The organism is bacterium, from assembly GCA_037143175.1.
In the GTDB taxonomy this organism is placed as follows: domain Bacteria; phylum Verrucomicrobiota; class Kiritimatiellia; order CAIKKV01; family CAITUY01; genus JAABPW01.
In genome coordinates this window covers 1-22,743 of the sequence record JBAWZF010000046.1, presented here as the reverse complement: position 1 = coordinate 22,743, position 22,743 = coordinate 1, and the positions used below count along the sequence as shown (strand labels likewise).

Below are 22,743 nucleotides of genomic sequence, written 5' to 3'. Positions count from 1 at the left end.
GTCGTGGAGCCTGAAAGGATTGGTAGAGTTAAACATGTCGTTGGAAAGTGAAGTCAAAACGGGGGAGCATGGAGGGATCTGGAGCGCCGTGGCAAGGCAGGTGATGGCCGGAAAGCCCGTCACTCGTGACCAGGCGTTACAGATACTCCAGTCTCCTCCCGCAGAGTTGCTATCCGTTTTGGATGCCGCCTTCGCCATCCGCCGGAAATACTTCGGCGTTCAAATGCGCTTGCATGTACTCCGAAATGCCCGTAGCGGAGGGTGCACGGAAGATTGCGGATACTGCAGCCAGTCTGCACGGGCCAGTGCCGGATCCGCACCTTTCTATCCCCTGCAATCACGTGCAGAGATTGTGGCCGGCGCTCACGAGGCCCGCAAGATGAAAGCCATCCGGTATTGCGTGGTGTCCAGCGGTCGAACGTTGTCCAACCCGGACTTGGATGAGATTTGCGAGACTATTCACCAGATCAAGGCGGAAGTGCCTATCCAGGTCTGCTTGTCGATGGGTCTGCTCACCCCTGTGCAGGCGGCACGGCTCAAGGCAGCGGGACTTGATCGCTATAACCATAACCTGGAAACCTCGGAGCGCCATTTCCCGCATCTATGCTCAACGCACTCCTACGCGGATCGTGTGTCCACTGCGCGCATTGCCAAGGCGGCTGGCCTCGAATTGTGTTGCGGCGGACTTCTGGGTGCGGCAGAAACACTGGAAGACCGGGTCGATCTGGCATTCGCACTAAAGGCAATCGGGGCCGACTCCATCCCTCTCAACTTCCTCGATCCCCGGCCAGGAACACCTTTCCAGGCCTATACGCGACTGAAGCCGGGCGATGCATTACGGGCGTTGGCCATGTTCCGGTTTGTACATCCCACTACAGAAATCCGCATTGCAGGTGGCCGGGAGGCCTGCCTGGGCCCCACGCAGGTACTGGCGCTCTATGCGGCAAATTCAATGTTTACAGAAGGTTATCTCACCACTTCCGGGCAGGGCTATGCAACGGATATGGCGTTGTTGACCGCCGCCGGGTTCGAAGTGGGTGAGCTAACGCAGGCCTAATGGAAGACCTATGAAGAAACTCCTCTCTATTGCAATTGCGAGCGGGAAAGGCGGCACGGGGAAGACCACCGTGGCGGTTAACCTGGCCTGGACACTCGCCAAGCTAGGCCGCCCGGTTCAATACCTTGACTGTGATGTGGAAGAACCCAATGGGCATATATTCCTGAAGCCGGAGATCACTACGAGCGAAGCCGTAGGCATTCTTGTGCCCGTCGTCGAGGAAAGCGCCTGTATCGGTTGTAGAAAATGCTCTGAGGTTTGTGAGTTCCATGCCATTGCAGTGCTCGAGAAGGCGCTCATTTTCCCTGAGCTCTGCCATGGGTGTGGTGGGTGCACCCTGGCATGCCCAAGCGGGGCGATTCGGGAGCAGGAACGAACCATCGGCGTGGTGGAAACCGGGCATCGGGAGCGGATAAACTTTGTTCAGGGTCGCATGAATGTCGGCGAACCCATGGCGCCCCCTGTGATTCGGGCCGTTAAGAAGAAATCAATCACTGAAGGAGTCGCCCTATTTGATGCCCCGCCAGGAACTTCCTGCCCCGTCGTTACAACGGTGCGGAATACCGACTACATTGTACTGGTTACGGAACCCACTCCGTTCGGACTGCACGATCTGACGCTGGCCGTGGAGATGATCCGGAAATTGGGTGTTCGCCATGGGGTGGTCATTAACCGGGCCGACAGCGGGGACCTGCGGGTACGGGATTACTGCGCGAAGGAGGGAATTCCCGTCCTGGCTGAACTTCCCGACGACCGGCGTGTGGCGGAGGCGTACTCCCGCGGGGAAATGGCCGTTCAAGCCCTGCCGGAGTGGCAAGCCGTCTTTTCATCTTTGTGGAACCGAATGGAAGGGAATATATGCCGCTAAATGAACTTGTTGTTATCAGCGGTAAAGGGGGTACGGGCAAAACCAGTTTGGTGGCGTCCTTTGCGGCTCTGGCGGGAAAGGTTGTTCTCGCGGACTGCGACGTGGATGCCGCAGACCTGCATTTGATAATGTCGCCAACCCTTCGGAAACGGGAGGACTTCTGGTGCGGACATGAGGCTTCCATACGCCAGAAAGACTGTATCCAATGTGGGGCTTGTCTGGCGCGGTGCAAGTTCGATGCAGTACGAATGGCGGATGGTAATGGGGGTGAATCCTCATTTTCCATAGAGCCTAACGCCTGCGAAGGGTGCGGTGTATGTGTCTGGTCGTGTCCCGTGAAAGCGATTGATTTCCCTGAACGACTCAGCGGAGAATGGTATGTTTCCGACACGCGCCATGGCCCGATGGTGCATGCCCGGCTCATCCCTGGTGGCGAGAATTCCGGCAAGCTGGTCAGCAAGGTCAAAGAGACCGCCCGGGCACTGGCCATATCCAATCAAGCTGACTTCCTTCTCGTGGATGGCCCCCCTGGCGTAGGGTGTGCGGTCATTGCCTCCATCAGCGGTGCTACACGGGTTCTGATCGTGACCGAGCCGACCTTGTCAGGGGAGCATGATATGGCTAGGGTTTTGGAACTGACCCGCCACTTTCACATCCCCGCCGCCGTATGCGTCAATAAATGGGATTTAAACCCCGAAATGACGGAGCGGATCGAGGTCGACGCCCACCGAGCCGGGGCTGCGTTGGCTGGCCGTGTACGATACGATCGGGGCGTTACGGCAGCCCAGTTACAGGGGCGGGCTGTTGTCGAAGTCGATTCGGGGCCGCTCGCCGCAGATATTCGGGCAGTATGGAATAATATTAACCACTTTGAGCAATCGCTCTCAGGGAGGGTGACTCCATGACCATTAGACTTGAAGTTGTTCCGTTTGTGATCGCCGTTGCCTTATTGTTTGGTTTGCTAGCCGTCATCATGCTCTGGAAAGGCCTATCTTGGCAACGGGTGGCTGGCTTATGTGGCATTTTCGCATTCATATGTGTGGCCTATCTTCTGTTCTTCTTCCGGGATCCCGAACGGATAATTCCCGCGGGGGACGATCTGATCGTTGCCGCCGCCGACGGTACAGTGGCCGCCATCACCGATATCCATGAGGACAAGTACTTGCATGCCGACTGTGTTCGAATCAGTATTTTCCTCAGCCTGTTTGATGTCCACGTCAACCGGGCCCCGATTGCCGGACAATCAACTTTTCTAGGCTATTATCCTGGTCAACGTTTGTTCACCTTCCAGGAGAAATCCTCCGAGGTCAACCAGCACAATAAAATCCTGATTACGAATACCCAAACACGGTGCCTGCTTTGCCAGATTGTCGGGCCAGTTTGTCGGCGCGTCGTGTATTGGCTGGATCATGACCACATCGTGCCGGTTGCCAAGGGCGAAAAGATAGGGATGATGAAGTTTGGGTCGCGTTTGGATTTGTATTTCCCGAAGGCTGACGTGGAGGTGCTCGTGCGAATAGGGGACAAAGTTCGGGCTGGTGAAACCATTGTGGCACGCATCAAAAATAAATCATCCGGCCCAGAATAGGCGTTATGCCCATGAATACGCGCATTATCATCCTTTCGGACAACAACGTGGCCAGCCCTTCCACCCGTGCGGAGCACGGCCTGGCCTTTTGGATTGAAACAGACACCCACTGTCTCTTGTTTGACACCGGACAGGGACTTGTGCTTGAGGAAAATGCACGGGCCCTTAAGCTGGATCTGGATGCGGTGGACACCGTTGTTCTGAGTCATGGTCACTATGACCATACAGGTGGTTTGGCTGCAGTGATCCAGTGTGCCGACAAGGGGATCCGGGTCGTCGCCCATCCCGATGCATTTTTGCCCAAGTATAAACAGGCTGAAGCGGGCGCCCGTTCTATTGGAATTCCCGGCCCATCGCAGGAGGCCTTGTCAGGTTTGACAGTTCCGCCGGTGACAACCCGTGCCGCCCTGGAAGTCGTGCCCGGCATCTGGGCTACTGGCGAAATTCCCAGGCGACACCCTGAAGAAATAACCCTTGAAGGGTTTCGCAGGGACTCGCAAGGTCATCACGAGGATCCCTTGCTGGATGATCAGGCGCTCTTTATAAAGTCGCGCCTGGGAACCATTGTGCTTCTGGGGTGTGCCCATGCCGGTCTGATCAACACCCTTGACCATATTCAGCAGTTGACTCAAGGGCAGCCGATTTACGCTGTGATCGGGGGCACCCATCTCCGGTCGGCACCTGAAAGCCGCCTGGACTGGACGATCAATGAGCTGCGCCGTTTTAATTTGCATCGTCTGGTTGCCCTGCACTGTACGGGGGCAGGGGCAACGGCCGCATTGTGGAATGCGTTTCCCGGAATTTGTGCTCCCGGCGGGACGGGTGCCTGTTTTGATTTTTGATCTAACCAAAAAGGAAAAAGCGAGATGACGAAAAAGAATGAATGTGGATGCGGCGAATCAACCCCTCAGCACGCTTGCGGGAGCGGACAAAACCAGGCGCCGGAACATTTTGACCAATGGCTGGAAGATCAGCAACTCCAGGAATGTCTCCAGAAAATCCGGCATAAAGTGCTGGTGATGTCCGGGAAAGGGGGAGTGGGGAAGAGCACGGTCGCCGCCAATATGGCGATTTCCCTGTCTTTGTCAGGGAAGCGTGTCGGACTTCTGGATGTGGATATTCATGGGCCGAGCATTCCCGGGATGCTGCATCTTGAAAAGGCCGAGATTCAGATGAAAAACGGCATGATCCAGCCGGTTGAACATGCTGGACTCAAGGTCATGTCCGTCGGATTCCTCTTGAAAAACCGGGATGACGCCGTCATCTGGCGTGGCCCCATGAAAGCCAGCGTGATCAAACAATTCCTCAAAGATGTCGAATGGGGTGAACTGGATTATTTGATCATTGATTCCCCGCCAGGTACGGGGGATGAGCCTCTCTCGGTTGTTCAGCTTGCAGAGCCCGTGGATGGCGCCGTCGTGGTCACCACCCCCCAGGCGGTGGCCACCGCCGATGTCCGGAAATCCATTAAGTTTTGCAAACAATTGAATCTGCCGGTTCTGGGCGTGGTTGAGAATATGAGTGGCTTTGTGTGCCCGAAATGCGGGGATGTCACCGACATTTTCACGACCGGGGGCGGCGAACGTATGGCGGCCGAAATGGCGGTGCCCTTTCTGGGCCGGATTCCGATTGACCCCGCCGTGGGGTTGGCATGCGATGCCGGGACTCCGTTTGTTTATCACTATAGCAAAACGGAGACCGCCAAGGCCTTCGAACGGGTGATCGCACCCATCCTGTCGCTGTCAGTAAAGAAAGAGATCCCTCTACAACCTCAAAATAAGGAGACGATGATGAAGATTGCCATTCCCATTGCCGAAGGAAAACTTGCCATGCATTTCGGGCACTGTGCGGAATTCGCATTTGTTGACGTGGACTTAACGACGAAGGCGATTACACACCAGCAGCGCCACACCCCCCCACCGCATGAGCCGGGCGTATTGCCGCGCTGGCTGCACGAGCAGGGAGTTCAGGTCATTCTTGCGGGCGGCATGGGCAGTCGCGCACAGGCTTTGTTCGCCGAAAACGGAATCAAGGTCATGATCGGTGCGGCCAGCGAATCGCCTGAGATTCTGGTGGCAGCTTACCTCGCCGGTACCCTGCAAACCGGAGCCAATGTGTGTGATCACTAAGCAAAGACAGGTAAAAATGGCGCATTTGCGGGACGCACACCATGCCGGTTGCATCGTGTGCGGAGCCCGTAATAAATTGGGGCTTAAGCTCGCTTTTCAAACGTGTGAAGATGGGAGCATTGAGGGCCGGTTTACCTGTCGCCGTGTGTTTCAAGGGTATGACGGCCTGTTGCACGGCGGGGTGATTTCAGCCGTCATGGATAGCGCGATGACGAATTGCCTCTTCGCGCATGGCATTACCGCTGTGACAGGTGAACTGACTGTGCGCTTCCTGCTCGCCGTCGGCTTGAATGAAGAGGCGGTTGTGAAAGCGCATATCGAAGAGGCGCTAGCTCCGTTATATCTTCTGAAGGCCACTCTGATTCAGAGTGACCGGATTGTCGCGCGTGCCACCGCAAAGTTTATGGAACGTAAAACAGACAAATTAGAACGGGGTTGACACAATTCTCGTTGTTAAACAGCACTATTTGACTTTGTTTAAGGGGTAAACAAATGAGGAACAGGGTAATAAACAACATAAGAAAGGAAGCTGAAGAAATGAGTGAACAGAACATCAGGTTGCCATTGATTGGGGAACTCGCTCCGTCCTTTGTGGCGGAGACGACTCAGGGACCGCTTAATTTTCCTGGTGATTATAAAGGGAAATGGGTGGTGTTTTTCTCGCATCCGGCGGACTTTACGCCGGTGTGTACCACGGAGTTTATGACCTTTGCCTCGATGCAGCCGGAGTTCGAAGCCCTTAACTGCAAGTTGCTCGGACTCTCGATTGACAGCACCTACAGCCACATTGCGTGGTTGCGGACGATCAAGGAGAAGATCGACTACAAAGGCATGAAGAATGTCGAGGTGACCTTTCCCGTTATTAGCGACCTGACCATGGAGGTTTCCAAGGCATTCGGTATGCTTCAGCCTGGTGCCAGCAACACCCAGGCCGTGCGGGCGGTGTTCATCATTGATCCGGACAGCAAGGTGCGTGCGCTTCTGTACTACCCCCTCAGCAATGGCCGGAACATGCAGGAGGTCAAGCGGTTGCTGATTGCCATGCAGTATTCCGACAAACATAAGATCGCCACCCCTGCCAACTGGCAACCGGGCGACGATGTGATTGTTCCGCCTCCCGGCTCCTGCGGTGTGGCCAAGGATCGCATGACCAAGCCTGATCCCGACGTGAAGTGTCTCGACTGGTTCATGTGCCTCAAGAAATGCCCGAAATAAACAGCCCCGTTGGCGCGGCCGGCCCAATGAAAAAGCCGGCCGCGCTTCAATGTGACATGATAGATGCGTCCCGAGATACCTTCGACCGACATGCGGCAGAGTACGACCTTTGGTTTGACCGACATGTATTTGCCTACGAGTCGGAACTGGCCGCCATTCGTTCTCTCGTCCCGAGTCTGGGAAGCGGAATAGAGATTGGCGCGGGGACTGGCCGTTTTTGCGTGCCTTTGAATATTGAGATAGCGCTCGAGCCTTCAGCCCGTATGGCGGCTATTGCCCGGAGCCGTGGTGCCCGGGTTATACAGTCTGTGGCCGAGCATATACCGTTTTCTGAACAGACTTTTGATTTCGCGGTCCTGATCAATGTTCTGTGTTTCGTGGTCGACCCATTGACCGTTCTGCATGAAGCTCGCCGCATCCTCATGCCCAATGGGCATGTCGTGGTAGCCATTATCGACAAGATGAGTCCTTTGGGTTGCGCGTATGAAGCTCGCAAACACGTCAGTCGCTTCTATCAGCATGCTCGGTTCTATTCCACCACTGAAGTCACGGAGTTTCTGGAACAAGGGGGATTCGAGGTCTGTCACTGCTGCCAGACCATCTTCTCCGCACCGGAGGACATGAGTAAACCTGATCCTGTTCTGGATGGGCACGGAACAGGCGCTTTTGTTGTTATCTCGGCAGTCAAGGTTGGTTAAACAGTATTAGCAGAATAGCCCCTTCGGAAAGGGAAAGAAACAATGAAACTCGGCGAGACAAAAAATTCACAAGGGAAAGAGGTTTTAATTTCAAGCGATCGGAATCATTCACACCCCGCACAACGCCTGCGGGGGTACACCCATTTCGCATCTGCCACACCAACAAGCCGTAGCAACATCCCCATGACACAGTACCAGATAGCTCTAAGAGGTGAAATCAGCCCCGCCATGATTGCGGCGGCCTGGCGTGAAAACGTCGCCCCTGAAATTGTCCGTGACCGTATTGCCGATGGAACGGCTGTTCTTCCTTCTAATCCCGCGCACCGAGGACTTCATCCGGTCGTTATCGGGCGCGCCTTTACGACCAAGGTCAATGCCAACATTGGCCGGTCGACGGAGAAATCCGGGACTGAGGCGGAGCTCGAGAAATTGTACGTGGCCATAACCGCAGGTACCGACGTTCTGATGGATCTCAGTGTTGGTTCCAATCTGGATCTTCTGCGTCGCGCTTTGCTGGGTCAATGCCCGGTTCCGTTCGGCACAGTGCCGATCTATGAAGCGTTCTCCAGGGTTGAGGGCGACATTCATGCCCTGACAGAGGAGGTGCTGTTGGAGGTCATTACCGAACAGGCCGAGCAGGGGGTGGACTTCATGACGATTCATGCAGGTCTGTTGAGCGCTCATGTTCCTTTGGCGGCTAAGCGCGTGATGGGAATTGTGAGCCGCGGCGGGGCGCTATTGGCTCAGTGGATGAGTCACCACAAGCGTGAAAATCCTTTCCAGTCACGATGGCGCGAGGTTTTGGAGATCTGTCGAGAACATGATGTGACCATCTCTTTGGGTGATGGGCTCCGTCCTGGGTGTCTGGCCGATGCCAGTGACGCCGCGCAGTTTGCGGAACTGGATGAGTTGGGTCGGCTGGTCACGTTGTGCCGCCAGCAGGGAGTCCAGGTTCTGGTGGAAGGTCCCGGCCATATTCCGTTCAACGAAATTCAGATGAACGTCGAGATGCAGCAAAAGATCTGCAACGGCGCTCTGTTTTATGTGCTTGGCCCTGTAGTAACAGATATTGCGCCCGGATATGATCACATCACTTCCTGCATTGGTGCCACCATGGCTGCCTTCCATGGGGCTTCCCTGCTTTGTTATGTAACCCCCGCTGAACATTTGGGGTTGCCAACCGCCGAAGATGTCAAGGCGGGGATCATGGCGTATCGCATTGCCGCCCATGCCGCTGATGTTGCGAAAAAACTTCCAGGTGCACGGGAGCGCGATGATGCGCTCTCGCACGCCCGCAAGAAATTTGACTGGAAGAAACAGTTTGAACTCGCCTTGGATGGTGAAGCGGCACGGACGCGATATGAGCAGGCGCGGTGTCATCAAAATGAAGAATTCTGTTCCATGTGTGGCAAAGACTTCTGTGCAGTACGTAATTTCTCGCGATTGGATAGCCAGACATAATAGTCCGGAAATGAGCTTCTTTACAGTGAATATGCCAATAATAGTTTTAGCATCAGATGAGTATTTTGGGCAGATGAATGATCCGACGGCTTCAGCGTCGATCAAGGGGATCTGCGGTGATACGATGGAATTCTATCTGGTCATTCGAAACGACCGGATTGAGGACGTTCGATACTTCACGGATGGATGCGGCAATACCCGCTCATGCGGTCATGCCGTAGCGCGCCGGGCGAAAGGCCGCAATGTTACGGATGCCCTGTCGATTAGTGCCGGCGAGATCATTCGGTCCGGTGAGTGTGAATCGGAAGAGGGTCGGCACTGTGCCGTTCTTGCCGTGACGACGTTTTATCGGGCAATCGTTGATTATTTACTGACACCTTGAATGATAAAATATCCATGAAAACCAACCTCGAATGTATACCGTGTCTCGTGCGTCAGGCGGTAGAGGCCGTTGAGATGTCGTCAACCGATACCGTACTAAAAGAACGGCTGCTCAGGCGACTGCTACGTGAAATTTCCGACGCCGACTGGAATGCGATGCCTGTGGCGATTTCGCAACGCTTGCAACGACTTGTCCGGCAGGAGACGGGACAGGCCGATCCTTATCGTTTGCTCAAGGATCAGATGAACCGGATCGCCCTTGATCTGTTGCCCGCCTTGGTTGAAATGGCGCGCCGCCATTCAAATCCCCGCGAGGCCGTGGTGCGTCTGGCGATTGCCGGAAACCTGCTGGACGCCGGATCGAAGAGCCGGATTGCGCTGGAGGATTTGTCGGGTCATTTAGACGCCGTGTGGGACAGGCCGCTCGTTGGCTGTGTTTCCGATTTGTTTAAAGCCGCTGCAGAGGCGCGTTCTATTCTCTATCTGGCTGACAACGCTGGTGAAATTGTGTTCGATCGCCTGCTGATTGAGGCGCTTCCGCTTGAAAAAATCAAGGTGGTGGTGCGTGGATATCCTGTCATCAACGATGCCACTCTGGAGGACGCACAAGCGGCCGGTATTTCTAAACTCGTACCCGTGATCACAAACGGGTCAGACGCGCCGGGAACGTTAATTGAGGAGTGTTCCGGGGAATTCCGCAATTTGTTCAATCAAGCTGACTTGATTATCTCCAAGGGGCAGGGCAATTACGAAACCTTGTCGGGGTCGGGCAGGCCCATTTTCTTCCTGCTCACCGTCAAGTGTCCCATGATCGCCGCTGACATTGGCGCTGCAGTGGGTGCGCTGGTGGTCAAACGTGATGGAAATGTAGTGAACACATGAAACGGACCATGTCAGATTTGATTATAACGGAGAATCTTAACGTTCTTGAGTTGGTGCCCCTGGTGACTCCCGCTGAACTTAAGCGCGAATGCCCTGCCTCACTCGACATCCTGAAGACCGTGATCGATGCCCGTGCCGTCATCCGGCGCATCCTTTCCGGTGAAGACCAACGACTCATGGTCATTGTGGGACCTTGCTCGATCCACGATCCCGTCGCGGCCATTGACTACGCACGGCGTTTAAAAGCGTTGTCTGATGAAGTTGCAGAAACACTGTTTGTCATTATGCGTGTGTATTTCGAAAAGCCCCGCACGACCGTTGGGTGGAAGGGGCTGATTTATGATCCGCGCATGGATGGCTCAGCAGACATGGCATGCGGTTTGCGAACCGCACGCCAGCTTCTTCTCAACATCAATGCACTCGGGCTTCCTGCCGGCACAGAGATGCTGGACCCGATTGTCCCGCAATATATCGCTGATCTTGTTGCCTGGACGGCCATTGGCGCCCGAACCAGTGAATCGCAGACCCATCGCCAGATGGCCAGCGGGCTCTCCATGCCGGTTGGATTTAAGAATCGGACTGACGGCGATGTGCAGGTGGCGGTAGATGCCATACAAGCGGCCCGGAATCCTCAGAGCTTCCTGGGTATTGACGGAGACGGCCGCACCGTTATTGTTCGCACGGCCGGTAACCCTGGAGGGCATATGATTCTTCGTGGTGCCCGTAACAAGACCAATTTTGATAGTCAAAGTGTGTCGCTCGCAGCAGACCGAATGCAAGCGTCTGGTCTGCGGCCCAGCATTCTGGTCGACTGCAGCCATGGTAACGCCAATAAACGGTTTGATAAACAGGAACTGGCGTGGAATGCCGTCCTTGAGCAACGACGCCAGGGAAGTCAGACGCTGATCGGGATGCTGCTGGAGAGCCATTTGTCCGAAGGTAATCAAAAGATTTTTGCGAATTCATCCGCACTCCACTATGGCATTTCAGTGACGGATGAATGTGTGGGGTGGGAAGCCACTGAGCGGATGCTGCGTCATGCGGCAGGCGTTATGCGGAGTGAGATGGGCTGAACCAATGGAGGCGAGTGTCGCTATTCAGGTTCGATAAGTTAACAAAAGCAGGAGGTTATTATGGGTACAACAGGTAGACAGATTGTCAAGGATGCGGATAAGATTATTGCGATGCTGAACAAGCTTTATTGTGATGAGTGGCTCGCCTACTACCAGTATTGGCTTGGTGCCAAACTCGTGAAGGGGCCAATGAAGAATTCCGTTATGGCGGAACTGAATCAGCACGCATTGGATGAGCTCCGTCATGCAGGGATGGATGCCGACCGGATCATCCAGCTGGGCGGAACTCCAGCGCTCAGTCCTGACATTTGGCTGAAGCTGACGAACTGTAACTACGATGCGCCGAAGGATCCCTACGTCAAAGTGATTCTTGGCCAGAATATTCGCGGTGAACAATGTGCCATCAAGCACTACAACGATTTGCTCAAGTTCACCCGTGACCGGGATCCGGTCACTTACAATATGGCCCTGCAAATCCTGCAGGACGAAGTCATGCACGAGGAAGACTTACAGAGCCTCAATGAAGATATGGTCTTGATGGCCAGGCGTGGCGTGAAATAATTATCCGTAGCAAAGGTCATGGGGAGGAGGAGCTTCTCCCTCCCCAACCACTGCGAACATTGCGGACGGAGCAAATGTGCACGGCCATGGAGACTTGGACCGGTCCTTTCGGTGATCGATTCACCTAGAGATTGGTTGATGCCAGAAAGTCCCAAGCGAGGTGGTGGCGAATCCCGTTGCGGGTTCCGAACTCAACATCGTCCATCGAAATGACCAGTTTCGGGAAATTATCACGGATGGCTTCAAGGCTGCGGTAGCCGATTATGGCTTCGGAACCTTTTCCAGCACGACCCCCTGGGCGCGCAGTCTGTCCCGGAATTTAACAGGATTTTTCTTGAGCGCTTTTACGCAAGGAACACAGCAGACATAAATCCGCTCCCCTTCATGGTCGACATACAGCCGGCTGCTGACTTTTCGCCCCTCCATGACAGGACAGAGCGTTTGTGAATTCGCCGTGATGCGGTTGGCTTCCCCCCCCTCCGAGAAGGACGCCAACATCATCACGGCGGTAAGATATACCCGGAATTTCATGAGTGATTGATTAGAAAGAAAATCCAGTAATCATCCGGACCTGCAGGTCGTCGGTGTTATCATTCAGTCCGGCGGCCATGCCGAGAGAGAGCCATATCTTTTCAGTTTCCACGGAAATGACCGGGCCTACTGCGTGTTCGACTTCTGAATAACTTCCTTTGGCTTCCAATCCCAGGCTTACGGCGGACACAATGTCATAGCTGATACCTGCTGCATACCCATGCTCGGTATCCGCATCTCCTTCAAGGGCGCGCTCAATGATCTGGTTATAGGCGATATTGAAATTGCCAATATCTTTGGCCAGAACAAGTTTAGCCTCCACGACATCTGCTTTGTCGGGAGCCGCATTCATGATGTATTCGGCATAAATCAAGGGATCGATAATGTAGTCACCTGTTTTGGTTAGCTTGTAACGGCTTCTGAGTTTGAATCCCTCGTAATTGAACTCTGATTCTTCATCGGATTCATAGGTTTGTTTCCACATCTGGTACATGCTGATGTCCCAGTTATCCAGCAAGCCATACTCCAACTCAACCTGATGTTGCCATGTGCTGTCATCCGATGCACCGGTGTCCGGCACCTTGGCGGTCAGGTAATATTCACCCTCCGCCATTCCTGCGGGCATGGTGATGCTTTCATACGTCCATACATAACTCCTTCTGTCAGCATGACTGGTTGCTGTCAATCCTGCCATCATGACCGCCATTACAAACCCAACTTTAGCTCTATTCATTTTCTGTCTCCCTTTCTTGTTGTTGTTTCTGCCCCGCATTAAGGTTACTGCTTTCTGGGCTACTGCAAGATGAGTGCGGTGAACACCCTTCAGAACAGCCCTGACAGCCGCCCTTCTTGTTGGTTACCTGTTTCCAGAGTGATCGTGCAATGCCAAGTAACGCCAATCCAACCAGACTCAGAACGATGATGGTCTCGATCATGTTTAGCCGCCTTTCAGATGCCGATCCCCAGAACTTTGCCCACCTGGTACACCACCAAGGTCAACACGTAGGCCATAACGGTCAGGCCTCCTAATTGAAACAGGGCCCATCCCCATGAATTGCTTTCGCGTTTGGTGACCGCGATGGTTGCCATGCAGGGGGCGGAGATAAGCATGAAGAGCATGATGCAGAAACCGACCAATGGCGAATAGTTGGCCCGCAGTTTGTCGCGCAGGGACTCGGATTCTTCGTCGGCTTCGCCAACCGAGTAGACGATCCCCAATTGAGCCACAAAGACTTCTTTCGCGGCAAAAGCACCGATCATGGCCGTGCCGATCCGCCAGTCGAAGCCCAGCGGCTTGATTACCGGTTCCATGGCATGCCCGATCCGGCCGGCGATGGTGTGGGATAACTCGGCTGCCTGTTGAGCCTCGGGAGTGGTGAAGGGCGCGGCTTCCGGCATTTTGGGGAACGTCGTTAGCGCCCAGAGGATAATGGAGACCCCGAGAATCATGGTCCCGGCCTTCTTGAGATAGATGCCGGCGCGTTCCCACATATGGATGGCCATCCCCTTCAGGGTTGGCATCCGGTAGGGGGGGAGTTCCATGACAAATGGTACGGATTCCCCTTTGAAAAGCGTCGAACGCAAGATCTTGGTGCAAATGATCGCGAGGAGAATCCCGATGATGTAAATGAGCCAGAGCATAGGCGCCCGCCATACCTCAGGAAAGAACGCGGGGATAAGTAAGGCGTATATCGGTAGTCTGGCGCCGCAACTGACGAGGGGAAGCACCAGCATTGTGGTGAGGCGATCCCGCTGGTTTTCCAGTGTTCGCGTTGCCATGATGGCCGGGACGGAACAGCCTAATCCGGTCAGCATGGGAATAAAGCTTTTTCCATGGAGCCCGATCTTGTGCATCAGGCGGTCCATCAGGAAGGCGACTCGTGCCATATAGCCAGAGTCCTCGAGAACCGCGATGGCCAGGAACAGCAGCAGGATATTGGGCAGGAAGACCAGCACGCCGCCCACGCCGGCAATGATGCCGTCCACCAGAAGTGATTTCAGCAGGCTGTCGGACCCCTGCGGCCAAAAGCCAGACACCATATGGCCAAGCCACCCGAAAAGGATGTCCAGCCACTCCATGGGCGGGGTGCCCACCGTGAAGGTCAGCCAGAATACCAGGTACATGAGGCCGAGGAAAATGGGGAGTCCCCACAACCGGTGAATCACAATCTCATCAATGCGATCACTGCGCGTGTGCCGGGACTCAATGGTGGAGCGGACCGCCTCCTGGCAGGCGCCCGAAATAAAGCCATAACGGCGATCCGCTATGATCATTTCCGCAGAATCACCGAGTACTGCTTCCAGCCGGGTGCATTCCTCTTGGATGGCTGTCAGGATGACAGGGTTGGATATTTTCCCAGTTACTTCCTTGTCAGCTTCAAGAAGTTTGATGGCCGTCCAGCGAACTTCACGATCGTTGATAAAGTTCAAATCTTGCTTAAGGAGCCGACTGATGCGAGTAATGGCTTCTTCCAGGTCTTGCCCGTACTGGATGTCGGGCATGCTGCGTGGCTTGCCCTGATGGGCGGCATGAACGGCGGTGGCGAGCAATTCCCCGATCCCGCTCCCTTGATGTCCGATGGTTTCCACAATAGGGGCGCCCAGCAGGGCTGAGAGCAGTTCCAGATTGAACTCCAATCCTCTTTGCCGTGCCACATCACTCATGTTGAAAGCAAGAACGACGGGCCGCCCAAGCTCCATGACTTGTAAGGCGAGATACAAGTTACGCTCCAGGTTGGAGGCATCAATGACGCTCACCACGACGTCCGGCTTCTGATCCACGATGAAGTTCCGAGCTACGAGTTCCTCGATAGAGTAGGCCGTTAAGCTATAGGTTCCAGGGAGATCTACGACGATGACTTCCGTATCACCGGATGTGCAGAGCCCCTCCTTCTTTTCAACGGTTACCCCGGGGTAGTTGCCTACGTGTTGCCGGGAGCCGGTCATGCTGTTGAATAAGGTGGTCTTTCCTGAATTAGGGTTTCCAACCAGAGCCAATGTGAGTTTTTGGTTCATTTACAATTATTCCTGTATTCAGTGTGCGTCATTAAGGTTTATAAAAAAGTTCGGAGTGCCGAACATTGTGAATAAAAAAATGCCTCCGGAATCATTCGACCGACATTTTTTCGGCCATTCCTCTGCCCAGCATCATGCGTCCTCCTTTAAGGGCGATGACGACCGGGCCATTGCGATCATTCTGTTGAACATTGATGGTCACTCCGGGGACAAGTCCCATGTCAGCCAGGCGGGTCGCAAGGCTATGGCCTTCCCTGATACGGCGCAATATAACGACGCGTCCGGTGGGGACGGCACTTAAAGGCATATAGCAGGCTGGGTTTATGGTAATCATCCGGATATTTCTTTCTGTATGACGGTGATGCTGGCCGCTTCTTCCTTGCGAAGGGAGAGGTGGTAACCTTTGATTTTGACATCTATGGGATCCCCCATCGGGGCAACACGAATGACTTCAATTAAACTGCCTTTAGTGAATCCCATGTCAATAATGCGGCGTTTGATGGCTCCGGAACCTGCAACTTTTTCGATAAGCCCTGACTCGCCGGGCTTGAGCTCGCTCAGGAAGGTTAAATCAGTATGGTGATCAGTTTTTTCAGGCATGGTTCTGACTTCCTTTAGACTTTGTAAGATGCAGCTTTCGCAGTTGCTCCGGGTATGCCCGGCTTCTTTGCATTGATAGCCGAACCCTCGCACCCATTTTGCGCCCGCTTTAGGGCAGGTTTCCACAAAAGCTGCAAATTCCAGAAGTCGGTCAACAATCGTTTTGGAGACGCCGTGCTCCATGCGGCAGGCCGCCTCATCCGCCTCCTTGTCGTCAATAGCAAGCACGCTGACAAAGAAGTTTCTCAAGGCTTCGTGACGCCAGAGCACTTTGGAAGCGACTTCCGTCCCGTCCGGGGTGAGGGTAATGAAGTCGTAAGGCGCATAGTTTACCAGGCCCCGTTCGCTCAAGGCCTGGAGCGCGCCCGTCACCGAGGAGCGATTGACCTTCATGCATTCCGCAATGTCCTTGGCCCGCGCGACCGAATGCTTGCGGATAAGGATCAGAATGGTCTCAAGGTAATTCTCCATATTCGAACTTAAAGCGTGTGTTTCCATGGCTGATTGACCTTCCCTGAATGTTTGGAGCGACTAACATATTACGGAATGGCGTATCTTGTCAACTTTTTTTAGGGGAAATCCTGATGACTGAATCAGGGGATGCCTGACTTTACTTTTGTGGATTCCGACATAGTATTCCGACTACGTGCGCGTTTAAATTTAATCAGGAGAGAGCCCATGAGCAACGAAAGCAAGTGCCCGGTAACTGGTAAAACTCGTGAACAGGTCTCGGGCAGTGGCCCCTCGAACCGGGAGTGGTGGCCTAACCAGTTGAATCTCAAATTACTCCACCAGCACTCCGTCATGAGCAATCCGATGGGCAAGGATTTCAACTACGCTCAGGAGTTCAAGAAGCTCGATCTGAAGGCGGTGAAGAGCGACCTCTACGCGCTGATGACCGATTCACAGGAGTGGTGGCCGGCCGATTTCGGTCATTACGGGCCGCTTTTCGTGCGGATGGCGTGGCATAGCGCCGGCACCTACCGCATGGGTGATGGCCGCGGGGGCGCGGGGTCTGGTGCCCAGCGCCTGGCGCCGCTCAACAGCTGGCCGGATAATGCGAATCTCGACAAGGCACGCCGGCTGCTCTGGCCGATCAAGCAGAAGTATGGCAGCAAGATATCCTGGGCCGACCTCATGATTCTGGCCGGAAACTGTGCGCTCGAGTCCATGGGCTTCAAAACGTTCGGTTTCGGCGGCGGGCGCAATGACGCCTGGGAACCGGAAGAGGACATCTACTGGGGGGCCGAGCGGAAGTGGCTGGACGACAAGCGTTACTCCGGTGACCGGGAACTCGAGAAACCTCTCGCCGCGGTACAGATGGGGCTAATCTATGTGAACCCGGAAGGGCCGAACGGCAATCCGGACCCGCTGGCTGCCGCCAAGGATATCCGTGAGACCTTTGCCCGTATGGCGATGAACGACGAGGAAACCGTTGCGCTGATTGCCGGCGGTCACACCTTCGGCAAAACTCATGGCGCCGGTGATGCGAAACATGTCGGACCTGAGCCCGAAGCGGCGGGCATCGAGGAGCAGGGCCTGGGCTGGAAGAGCCGCTTTGGTACGGGTAAAGGTGGCGACACGATCACCAGCGGCCTGGAAGTCGTCTGGACTACCACCCCGACGAAGTGGAGTAACAACTTCTTTTCGAACCTGTTCGGCTATGAATGGGAATTGACGAAGAGCCCGGCCGGTGCGAAGCAGTGGACCCCGAAGTACGGAGCAGGTGCCGGCACGGTGCCGGATGCGCATGACAAGTCCAAGCGGCACGCCCCGGCGATGCTGACCACTGACCTCGCCTTGCGGTTCGATCCGGCGTACGAGAAGATATCCCGGCGCTTTTTTGAACATCCGGATCAGTTTGCAGATGCCTTCGCCCGGGCCTGGTTCAAGCTGACCCACCGCGACATGGGGCCGCGCGCACGCTATCTCGGCCCGGAGGTTCCGGCCGAAGAGCTGATCTGGCAGGATCCCATTCCGGCCGTCACCCACAAACTGATCGATGCACAGGATATCGCCTCGCTCAAGGTCAAGATCCTGGCTTCCGGCCTGTCTGTATCGGAACTGGTTTCGACTGCCTGGGCGTCGGCGTCCACGTTCCGTGGCTCCGATAAGCGTGGCGGGGCGAATGGTGCACGTATTCGCCTGGTGCCACAGAAGGATTGGGCGGTCAACCAGCCGGCTCAACTGGCGAAGGTGCTCAAGGCCCTGGAAGTCATCCAGAGTGCCTTCAACAGCGCGCAGTCAGGCGGCAAGAAGGTCGCGCTGGCCGATCTGATCGTGTTGGGTGGGTGTGCGGCTGTGGAAGCGGCGGCGAAAAAGGCCGGCTGCGACGTGACGGTTCCCTTCACGCCGGGGCGGATGGATGTGTCACAGGCCCAGACCGATGTGGCGTCCTTCGCGGTGCTCGAGCCGGTTGCAGATGGGTTCCGCAACTACCTCAAGACCAAGTTCTCGGTATCAGCCGAGGAACTGCTGGTTGACCGTGCGCAATTGCTGACGTTGACGGCACCTGAGATGACGGTGCTCGTCGGCGGTCTACGCGTCCTGAACATCAATTACAACCAGACTCAACACGGCGTCTTCACCAAGCGCCCCGGGGCGCTGACGAACGACTTCTTCGTCAACCTGCTCGACATGCGCACCACATGGAAGGCGGCCTCGGAAGCAAGCGACCTGTTTGAAGGGCGCGATCGCGTCACAGGCGAGCTTAAGTGGGCCGGCACCCGTGTCGACCTCATCTTCGGTTCGAACTCCCAGCTCCGGGCGCTGGCGGAAGTCTATGGCTGCAAGGACTCCCCGCAGAAGTTCGTGCATGACTTCGTGGCCGCCTGGAACAAGGTGATGAACCTGGACCGGTTCGACCTTATCTGACGCCGGCAGGCGCCAGATGTTGATAAATTGCATGTGTAGAAAAGTCCAGTTCACTAGGCATTTCTGCGTTTTCTGCCGTTTTCTGCCTTTATAGGATTGTCATTTCACCATGAGTGTCATAGGCTGATCGTACAAACATGTCTAAGGGACTAACAAAAGCTATTGGCCTGTTTCTGTTCCTGCTGTTTATTGGCGGAACCCTTCTGATTCCTGTCATCCACAAGCTGCATTGTGAGGATCACGCTGCGGCTGGAAGTGACACCCATTGTCCCATCTGCCAGGTCGCCAACACTTCTTTCATTACTACGCTCCCGCTCAATGCCGGTAACATCGTTCAGCTAACCGTTGGATTTGTTCCTGAAGCGAGCCCGGTGTTCGTATCTGCGTTACTTTGGAATTCCGCCCAGGCGCGTGCACCTCCTGTCAGCTGACAATTTTACAGTGGTTGCAGTCTGTCAGGCGTCGGGCTTTTGCCCGCATTTCATAACTTTCCATTCTCAGGAGGATTCTCATGATTTTTCGTTTCTATGCCATTCTTTTTCTTTTCGCGATTTACATGATCGCGGGTACGCCATTGGCGTTTTCCCAAGGCACCCCTCAAACCGGTGGACTTTCCGCTTTTAACCCGGACCTTTCCCTTGTCATTGATATGTTTTATCACGCCGATGACTCGGAGGAGGGAGTTAGCCATATCCTCGAGGAGATGTCCGGATTCGGCCATACCCACGGCGACGAGGAGCATCACCACGGTGTTGAAGAAGGATTCAATCTCCGTCATGTGGAGCTTCAGCTCTCCGCCAGCGCGGATCCCTACTTTAAAGGCTCGGCCATTGCCGCAGTTGACGAAAAGGGGGCGGAACTGGAGACCGCCGAGATGGAGACAACCGGTTTACCCTATGGTTTCAAATTGAAAGGCGGCAAGTTCTACAGCGACTTCGGCTATCTCAATGCCCAGCACTCGCACCAGTGGGATTTTACTGATCAACCCTTGATCTATAAGCTCTGTCTTGGTGATCACGGACTGAATGACAAGGGCCTTCAAGCCACCTGGCTGGCACCCACGCCTTTCTACCTCATCGCGGGGGTGGAAGCATTCCAGGGTGATAACGAGACGATGTTCGCCTACCACGGTGAAGCCCCTTTGCCGGCCCACGACGGGCCCAGAGTGGGCGTCGCCTGGCTGAAGCTCAGCCCCAATCTGTCGGGGAATCATGCCCTCCAATTTGGATGCTTTGGTGCCTCAGGAACCCATCAGGAAGCCCACGATGGCGATGGGAACGGGGAAGAAGACCACTGGTTGGATGGGGATAACTCGTTCTGGGGCGGTGATTTCGTTTATAAATATAACGCTCCTTACGCCTATGCGCAGGGCGACTTTATTTTCCTGGGTGAATATTTTAATCGCCGCAAGGCGCTTGATGTCGTCGCCCACGACCTTAATCCGGCACTGGTCGGGAACAGCCGCACGGATAACCAGGATGGCTATTATCTCCAGGCCCTTTATGGATTTTTGCCCCGTTGGCGTGGAGGGCTCCGTTGGGAGCAGGTCGGGTTGATAAATGATTCCGAGTTGCCGGACGGAACGTCCGAACATTTCGGGAGCAGTTACCGGACCGGTGTGATGGTTGACTTCTCCCCGTCTGAATTCTCGCGCATCCGCCTGCAAGTCAGCGAAGGGTCCTATGAGACCGCTGATGGCAAACAGGATGTTGCTGAAGTCTACCTCCAGTGGATGCTTGCTCTTGGAGCCCACGCCGCCCACAAATTCTAACCAAAAAGGACTCACTATTATGAATCAAAAATCAATTTGGATACTGACTGTTGTTTTAGCCCTTTGTTCAGCTCAAGCCCTGGTAGCCGCCGGGAAAAGACTGAATGTGGTGGCCACCACTGCGGACTTCGGGGCGATCGCCCGCGAGATAGGGGGTGATGCGGTGCAGGTGTCCGTCCTGGCCCAGCCGGGTGAGGACGCCCATTTTGTAACACCGAAACCCAGCTATATCGCCAAACTTGCGCGAACCGACCTGCTGATTGAGGGAGGGGCGGAACTTGAGGTTGGTTGGTTACCGCCTTTGATTGAAGGATCACGCAATCCACGGTTAGTGCTGGGCCGGCCAGCGCATGTGGCCTGTGCAGAAGGCATTTCCATGCTTGAGGTCCCCTCCATCCGGGATCGTGCCCAGGGCGACATTCATGCCATGGGCAACCCCCATTATATGACTGACCCGGTGAATGCGCGGCAGGTGGCGGAACGGATTAGCAAGGCCCTTGCCGCAGCGGATCCCGACCAGGCTGACCAGTACAGCGCCAGACTGTCGGCCTTCTTATCCCGCCTCGACGCCAAATTGGCGATCTGGCAGAAACAACTGGAGCCGTTTAACGGAAAGCGCCTGACGGCTTTTCACAACTCATGGCCGTATTTTGCCAAACGCTTCAACCTCACGATCGATCTGTTTTTGGAGCCGAGACCGGGAATTCCTCCGTCTCCTGCCCATTTAGCCGATGTCGTTGTCACGATGAAGCGGGATGGCATCCGGGTAATCTTGGTTGAACCTTACCAGAATCGAAAAGTTGCCGAGACCGTGGCTCTCAAAACCGGGGCGGTTGTCCTGGACTTTTCCCAGTACCCGGGCGGTATTAAGGGAACGGAGGCGGGCTATATTGAATTTATGGATTATCTTGTAAACACCCTCACTGCCGCGTTGGGAGAGAAGCGGAAACCATGAGCGAGGCCTTTGAGATCATGGTGTGGCCCTTTGTGGCCTGCCTGCTGCTTCCCGGCTTGCTGGTGTACCTAGGACTCCACATTGTGAAGCGCGAGATCATCTTTGTTGATCTCGCGCTGGCTCAGGTGGCAGCTCTGGGAATTTGCATGGCCATTCTATTGGGGCATGATGCACACGATTGGCAGACCACGGCCTGGTCTGGCGCATTCACGCTGGCGGGGGCAGCCATTCTGACCCTGACCCGTCCCCGGGCAAAAGGAGGGCGAGTGCCCCAGGAGGCCCTGATCGGCATTGTGTACGTGGTGGCGGCGGCCGGGAGTTTCCTGCTCCTGAGTCGTAGTCCTGAAGGCAACGAGGAATTGCGCCGGACCTTGGTGGGTGAGATTCTGCTGGTTCAGCCTGGGGAAGTCATGCGTACCTTCGCCCTGTTCGTGGCTGTCGGGGTGCTTCACTTCGTGTTTCGCCGTCAGTTCTGGCAGCTCACGTTCGATCCCGAGAAGGGGAGCACGGACGGTCGGCGCATCTGGTTTTGGGATTTCCTGTTTTACGTCCTGTTTGGAATCGTGGTCACGAGCTTCGTCAGGATGGGTGGGGTATTACTGGTCTTCTCGTATCTCATCATCCCTGCGGTATGTGCCAATATCTTCGCAACAACGATGCGCGCCCGCCTCGCCGTGGGTTGGGTCGTGGCGACATTAGCGAGCGTGGCGGGACTGTATGCCTCCTATCGTCTTGACCTGCCGACCGGGGCGGCGATTGTGTGCGCATTGGGGCTGGCTTTATTGCTGTCTTCCGCGGTCAGGATATTCCAATCCACTGACCACGTCTGAAACAAGAGAGGAAGTGGCGCCCAGATGAAGTCTCATTCTAGCCTCAAAGCAATTTGCGCAACCTGTTTAGCATTGACTATCTGAGTGTTTCTACGATTGGGGTAACGGGCGGTTCTGGCGCTGTCTCAGGGGGGAGCTCAGGGTCCAAGACCGGCGCAGGGGATTCCGTTACCGTGACCGGTGTTGGCGGCTCTGGCGTCAGAGCCGGAGGCGGGTCTTGGACTTCCATCACGGGCGGAGCAGACGGAGGCGGC

25 protein-coding genes are annotated in these 22,743 nt (G+C 55.2%); 19 read left to right on the top strand and 6 right to left on the bottom strand.

Features of this window, described 5'->3' with window-relative positions:
- The 14 genes from bioB to WCI03_12070 form a co-directional block, all read left to right on the top strand.
- Nucleotides 1-1,057: biotin synthase BioB (gene bioB, locus WCI03_12135; protein ID MEI8140602.1), on the top strand; the 1,057-nt coding region annotated here is incomplete at its 5' end.
- 10 nt (nt 1,058-1,067) lie between these two features.
- The gene (locus WCI03_12130; protein MEI8140601.1) at nt 1,068-1,925 is read left to right on the top strand and encodes an ATP-binding protein; all 858 of its coding nucleotides are present in this window, start codon (nt 1,068-1,070) and stop codon (nt 1,923-1,925) included.
- The gene (locus WCI03_12125; GenBank protein MEI8140600.1) at nt 1,916-2,830 is read left to right on the top strand and encodes an ATP-binding protein; all 915 of its coding nucleotides are present in this window, start codon (nt 1,916-1,918) and stop codon (nt 2,828-2,830) included. Before WCI03_12130 ends, WCI03_12125 begins: the two co-directional genes overlap by 10 nt.
- The gene (locus WCI03_12120; GenBank protein ID MEI8140599.1) at nt 2,827-3,513 is read left to right on the top strand and encodes a phosphatidylserine decarboxylase; all 687 of its coding nucleotides are present in this window, start codon (nt 2,827-2,829) and stop codon (nt 3,511-3,513) included. Before WCI03_12125 ends, WCI03_12120 begins: the two co-directional genes overlap by 4 nt.
- Nucleotides 3,514-3,524: 11 nt before the next feature.
- A complete protein-coding gene (locus WCI03_12115) occupies nt 3,525-4,355 on the top strand; it encodes an MBL fold metallo-hydrolase (protein ID MEI8140598.1) in 831 nt (276 codons plus the stop codon).
- 24 nt (nt 4,356-4,379) lie between these two features.
- Nucleotides 4,380-5,642: an iron-sulfur cluster carrier protein MrpORP gene (locus WCI03_12110; protein MEI8140597.1), complete on the top strand. Its 1,263-nt coding sequence runs from the start codon at nt 4,380-4,382 to the stop codon at nt 5,640-5,642.
- The gene (locus tag WCI03_12105; protein ID MEI8140596.1) at nt 5,632-6,081 is read left to right on the top strand and encodes a PaaI family thioesterase; all 450 of its coding nucleotides are present in this window, start codon (nt 5,632-5,634) and stop codon (nt 6,079-6,081) included. Before WCI03_12110 ends, WCI03_12105 begins: the two co-directional genes overlap by 11 nt.
- 98 nt (nt 6,082-6,179) lie before the next feature.
- Nucleotides 6,180-6,857 (top strand): peroxiredoxin, encoded by a 678-nt coding sequence (locus WCI03_12100; protein ID MEI8140595.1) that lies wholly within the window; start codon nt 6,180-6,182, stop codon nt 6,855-6,857.
- Nucleotides 6,858-6,883: 26 nt separating this feature from the next.
- Nucleotides 6,884-7,555 (top strand): class I SAM-dependent methyltransferase, encoded by a 672-nt coding sequence (locus WCI03_12095; GenBank protein MEI8140594.1) that lies wholly within the window; start codon nt 6,884-6,886, stop codon nt 7,553-7,555.
- Between the two features lie 42 nt (nt 7,556-7,597).
- Nucleotides 7,598-9,016: a phosphomethylpyrimidine synthase ThiC gene (thiC, locus tag WCI03_12090; protein MEI8140593.1), complete on the top strand. Its 1,419-nt coding sequence runs from the start codon at nt 7,598-7,600 to the stop codon at nt 9,014-9,016.
- Between the two features lie 73 nt (nt 9,017-9,089).
- Nucleotides 9,090-9,398 carry an iron-sulfur cluster assembly scaffold protein gene (locus WCI03_12085; protein MEI8140592.1) on the top strand — a complete coding sequence of 103 codons (309 nt, stop codon included), beginning with the start codon at nt 9,090-9,092 and terminating at the stop codon, nt 9,396-9,398.
- Between the two features lie 14 nt (nt 9,399-9,412).
- Nucleotides 9,413-10,279, top strand: a complete 867-nt coding sequence (locus tag WCI03_12080; protein ID MEI8140591.1) for an ARMT1-like domain-containing protein — start codon at nt 9,413-9,415, stop codon at nt 10,277-10,279.
- Nucleotides 10,276-11,352, top strand: coding sequence for a 3-deoxy-7-phosphoheptulonate synthase (locus WCI03_12075; protein ID MEI8140590.1), 1,077 nt, complete (start codon nt 10,276-10,278; stop codon nt 11,350-11,352). The genes WCI03_12080 and WCI03_12075 overlap by 4 nt, the downstream gene beginning before the upstream one ends.
- 60 nt (nt 11,353-11,412) lie before the next feature.
- On the top strand, nt 11,413-11,913 hold the full coding sequence (locus WCI03_12070) for a ferritin-like domain-containing protein (protein MEI8140589.1): 501 nt from the start codon (nt 11,413-11,415) through the stop codon (nt 11,911-11,913).
- Nucleotides 11,914-12,174: 261 nt separating this feature from the next.
- On the opposite strand, the gene WCI03_12065 is transcribed toward WCI03_12070, so the two are convergent.
- The 6 genes from WCI03_12065 to WCI03_12040 all read right to left on the bottom strand — a co-directional run bounded on the left by WCI03_12065 (nt 12,175) and on the right by WCI03_12040 (nt 16,557).
- Entirely contained in the window at nt 12,175-12,444 is a 270-nt protein-coding gene (locus WCI03_12065; protein ID MEI8140588.1) for a hypothetical protein, read from the bottom strand.
- Between the two features lie 10 nt (nt 12,445-12,454).
- The gene (locus tag WCI03_12060; protein MEI8140587.1) at nt 12,455-13,177 is read right to left on the bottom strand and encodes a hypothetical protein; all 723 of its coding nucleotides are present in this window, start codon (nt 13,175-13,177) and stop codon (nt 12,455-12,457) included.
- Nucleotides 13,170-13,379 (bottom strand): FeoB-associated Cys-rich membrane protein, encoded by a 210-nt coding sequence (locus WCI03_12055; GenBank protein ID MEI8140586.1) that lies wholly within the window; start codon nt 13,377-13,379, stop codon nt 13,170-13,172. Before WCI03_12055 ends, WCI03_12060 begins: the two co-directional genes overlap by 8 nt.
- A gap of 13 nt (nt 13,380-13,392) precedes the next feature.
- Nucleotides 13,393-15,459, bottom strand: a complete 2,067-nt coding sequence (gene feoB, locus WCI03_12050) for a ferrous iron transport protein B (GenBank protein MEI8140585.1) — start codon at nt 15,457-15,459, stop codon at nt 13,393-13,395.
- A gap of 91 nt (nt 15,460-15,550) precedes the next feature.
- Nucleotides 15,551-15,793 (bottom strand): FeoA family protein, encoded by a 243-nt coding sequence (locus tag WCI03_12045; GenBank protein ID MEI8140584.1) that lies wholly within the window; start codon nt 15,791-15,793, stop codon nt 15,551-15,553.
- Entirely contained in the window at nt 15,790-16,557 is a 768-nt protein-coding gene (locus tag WCI03_12040) for a metal-dependent transcriptional regulator (protein ID MEI8140583.1), read from the bottom strand. The genes WCI03_12045 and WCI03_12040 overlap by 4 nt, the downstream gene beginning before the upstream one ends.
- Before the next feature lie 180 nt (nt 16,558-16,737).
- On the opposite strand from WCI03_12040, the gene katG reads away from it, so the two are divergent.
- The 5 genes from katG to WCI03_12015 all read left to right on the top strand — a co-directional run bounded on the left by katG (nt 16,738) and on the right by WCI03_12015 (nt 22,489).
- The gene (katG, locus tag WCI03_12035; GenBank protein ID MEI8140582.1) at nt 16,738-18,933 is read left to right on the top strand and encodes a catalase/peroxidase HPI; all 2,196 of its coding nucleotides are present in this window, start codon (nt 16,738-16,740) and stop codon (nt 18,931-18,933) included.
- A 137-nt stretch (nt 18,934-19,070) separates the two neighbouring features.
- On the top strand, nt 19,071-19,364 hold the full coding sequence (locus WCI03_12030) for a hypothetical protein (protein MEI8140581.1): 294 nt from the start codon (nt 19,071-19,073) through the stop codon (nt 19,362-19,364).
- An 80-nt stretch (nt 19,365-19,444) separates the two neighbouring features.
- On the top strand, nt 19,445-20,704 hold the full coding sequence (locus WCI03_12025; GenBank protein MEI8140580.1) for a TonB-dependent receptor: 1,260 nt from the start codon (nt 19,445-19,447) through the stop codon (nt 20,702-20,704).
- 19 nt (nt 20,705-20,723) lie between these two features.
- Nucleotides 20,724-21,659, top strand: coding sequence for a metal ABC transporter substrate-binding protein (locus WCI03_12020; protein MEI8140579.1), 936 nt, complete (start codon nt 20,724-20,726; stop codon nt 21,657-21,659).
- Nucleotides 21,656-22,489 (top strand): metal ABC transporter permease, encoded by an 834-nt coding sequence (locus tag WCI03_12015; protein MEI8140578.1) that lies wholly within the window; start codon nt 21,656-21,658, stop codon nt 22,487-22,489. The genes WCI03_12020 and WCI03_12015 overlap by 4 nt, the downstream gene beginning before the upstream one ends.
- Nucleotides 22,490-22,743: the final 254 nt, after the last annotated feature.

Excerpts from the sequence above, each read along its gene's own strand:
- WCI03_12095 (MEI8140594.1), top strand. The coding sequence starts at position 6,884 with ATGAAAAAGCCGGCCGCGCTTCAATGTGACATGATAGATGCGTCCCGA.
- feoB (MEI8140585.1), bottom strand. The coding sequence starts at position 15,459 with ATGAACCAAAAACTCACATTGGCTCTGGTTGGAAACCCTAATTCAGGA.
- WCI03_12030 (MEI8140581.1), top strand. The coding sequence starts at position 19,071 with ATGTCTAAGGGACTAACAAAAGCTATTGGCCTGTTTCTGTTCCTGCTG.
- katG (MEI8140582.1), top strand. The coding sequence starts at position 16,738 with ATGAGCAACGAAAGCAAGTGCCCGGTAACTGGTAAAACTCGTGAACAG.
- WCI03_12020 (MEI8140579.1), top strand. The coding sequence starts at position 20,724 with ATGAATCAAAAATCAATTTGGATACTGACTGTTGTTTTAGCCCTTTGT.
- WCI03_12070 (MEI8140589.1), top strand. The coding sequence starts at position 11,413 with ATGGGTACAACAGGTAGACAGATTGTCAAGGATGCGGATAAGATTATT.
- WCI03_12045 (MEI8140584.1), bottom strand. The coding sequence starts at position 15,793 with ATGATTACCATAAACCCAGCCTGCTATATGCCTTTAAGTGCCGTCCCC.
- WCI03_12060 (MEI8140587.1), bottom strand. The coding sequence starts at position 13,177 with ATGAATAGAGCTAAAGTTGGGTTTGTAATGGCGGTCATGATGGCAGGA.
- WCI03_12125 (MEI8140600.1), top strand. The coding sequence starts at position 1,916 with ATGCCGCTAAATGAACTTGTTGTTATCAGCGGTAAAGGGGGTACGGGC.
- WCI03_12065 (MEI8140588.1), bottom strand. The coding sequence starts at position 12,444 with ATGAAATTCCGGGTATATCTTACCGCCGTGATGATGTTGGCGTCCTTC.
- WCI03_12040 (MEI8140583.1), bottom strand. The coding sequence starts at position 16,557 with ATGGAAACACACGCTTTAAGTTCGAATATGGAGAATTACCTTGAGACC.
- WCI03_12025 (MEI8140580.1), top strand. The coding sequence starts at position 19,445 with ATGATTTTTCGTTTCTATGCCATTCTTTTTCTTTTCGCGATTTACATG.
- WCI03_12085 (MEI8140592.1), top strand. The coding sequence starts at position 9,090 with ATGAATGATCCGACGGCTTCAGCGTCGATCAAGGGGATCTGCGGTGAT.
- WCI03_12075 (MEI8140590.1), top strand. The coding sequence starts at position 10,276 with ATGAAACGGACCATGTCAGATTTGATTATAACGGAGAATCTTAACGTT.
- thiC (MEI8140593.1), top strand. The coding sequence starts at position 7,598 with ATGAAACTCGGCGAGACAAAAAATTCACAAGGGAAAGAGGTTTTAATT.
- WCI03_12110 (MEI8140597.1), top strand. The coding sequence starts at position 4,380 with ATGACGAAAAAGAATGAATGTGGATGCGGCGAATCAACCCCTCAGCAC.
- WCI03_12055 (MEI8140586.1), bottom strand. The coding sequence starts at position 13,379 with ATGATCGAGACCATCATCGTTCTGAGTCTGGTTGGATTGGCGTTACTT.
- WCI03_12015 (MEI8140578.1), top strand. The coding sequence starts at position 21,656 with ATGAGCGAGGCCTTTGAGATCATGGTGTGGCCCTTTGTGGCCTGCCTG.
- WCI03_12130 (MEI8140601.1), top strand. The coding sequence starts at position 1,068 with ATGAAGAAACTCCTCTCTATTGCAATTGCGAGCGGGAAAGGCGGCACG.
- WCI03_12115 (MEI8140598.1), top strand. The coding sequence starts at position 3,525 with ATGAATACGCGCATTATCATCCTTTCGGACAACAACGTGGCCAGCCCT.
- WCI03_12100 (MEI8140595.1), top strand. The coding sequence starts at position 6,180 with ATGAGTGAACAGAACATCAGGTTGCCATTGATTGGGGAACTCGCTCCG.
- WCI03_12120 (MEI8140599.1), top strand. The coding sequence starts at position 2,827 with ATGACCATTAGACTTGAAGTTGTTCCGTTTGTGATCGCCGTTGCCTTA.
- WCI03_12080 (MEI8140591.1), top strand. The coding sequence starts at position 9,413 with ATGAAAACCAACCTCGAATGTATACCGTGTCTCGTGCGTCAGGCGGTA.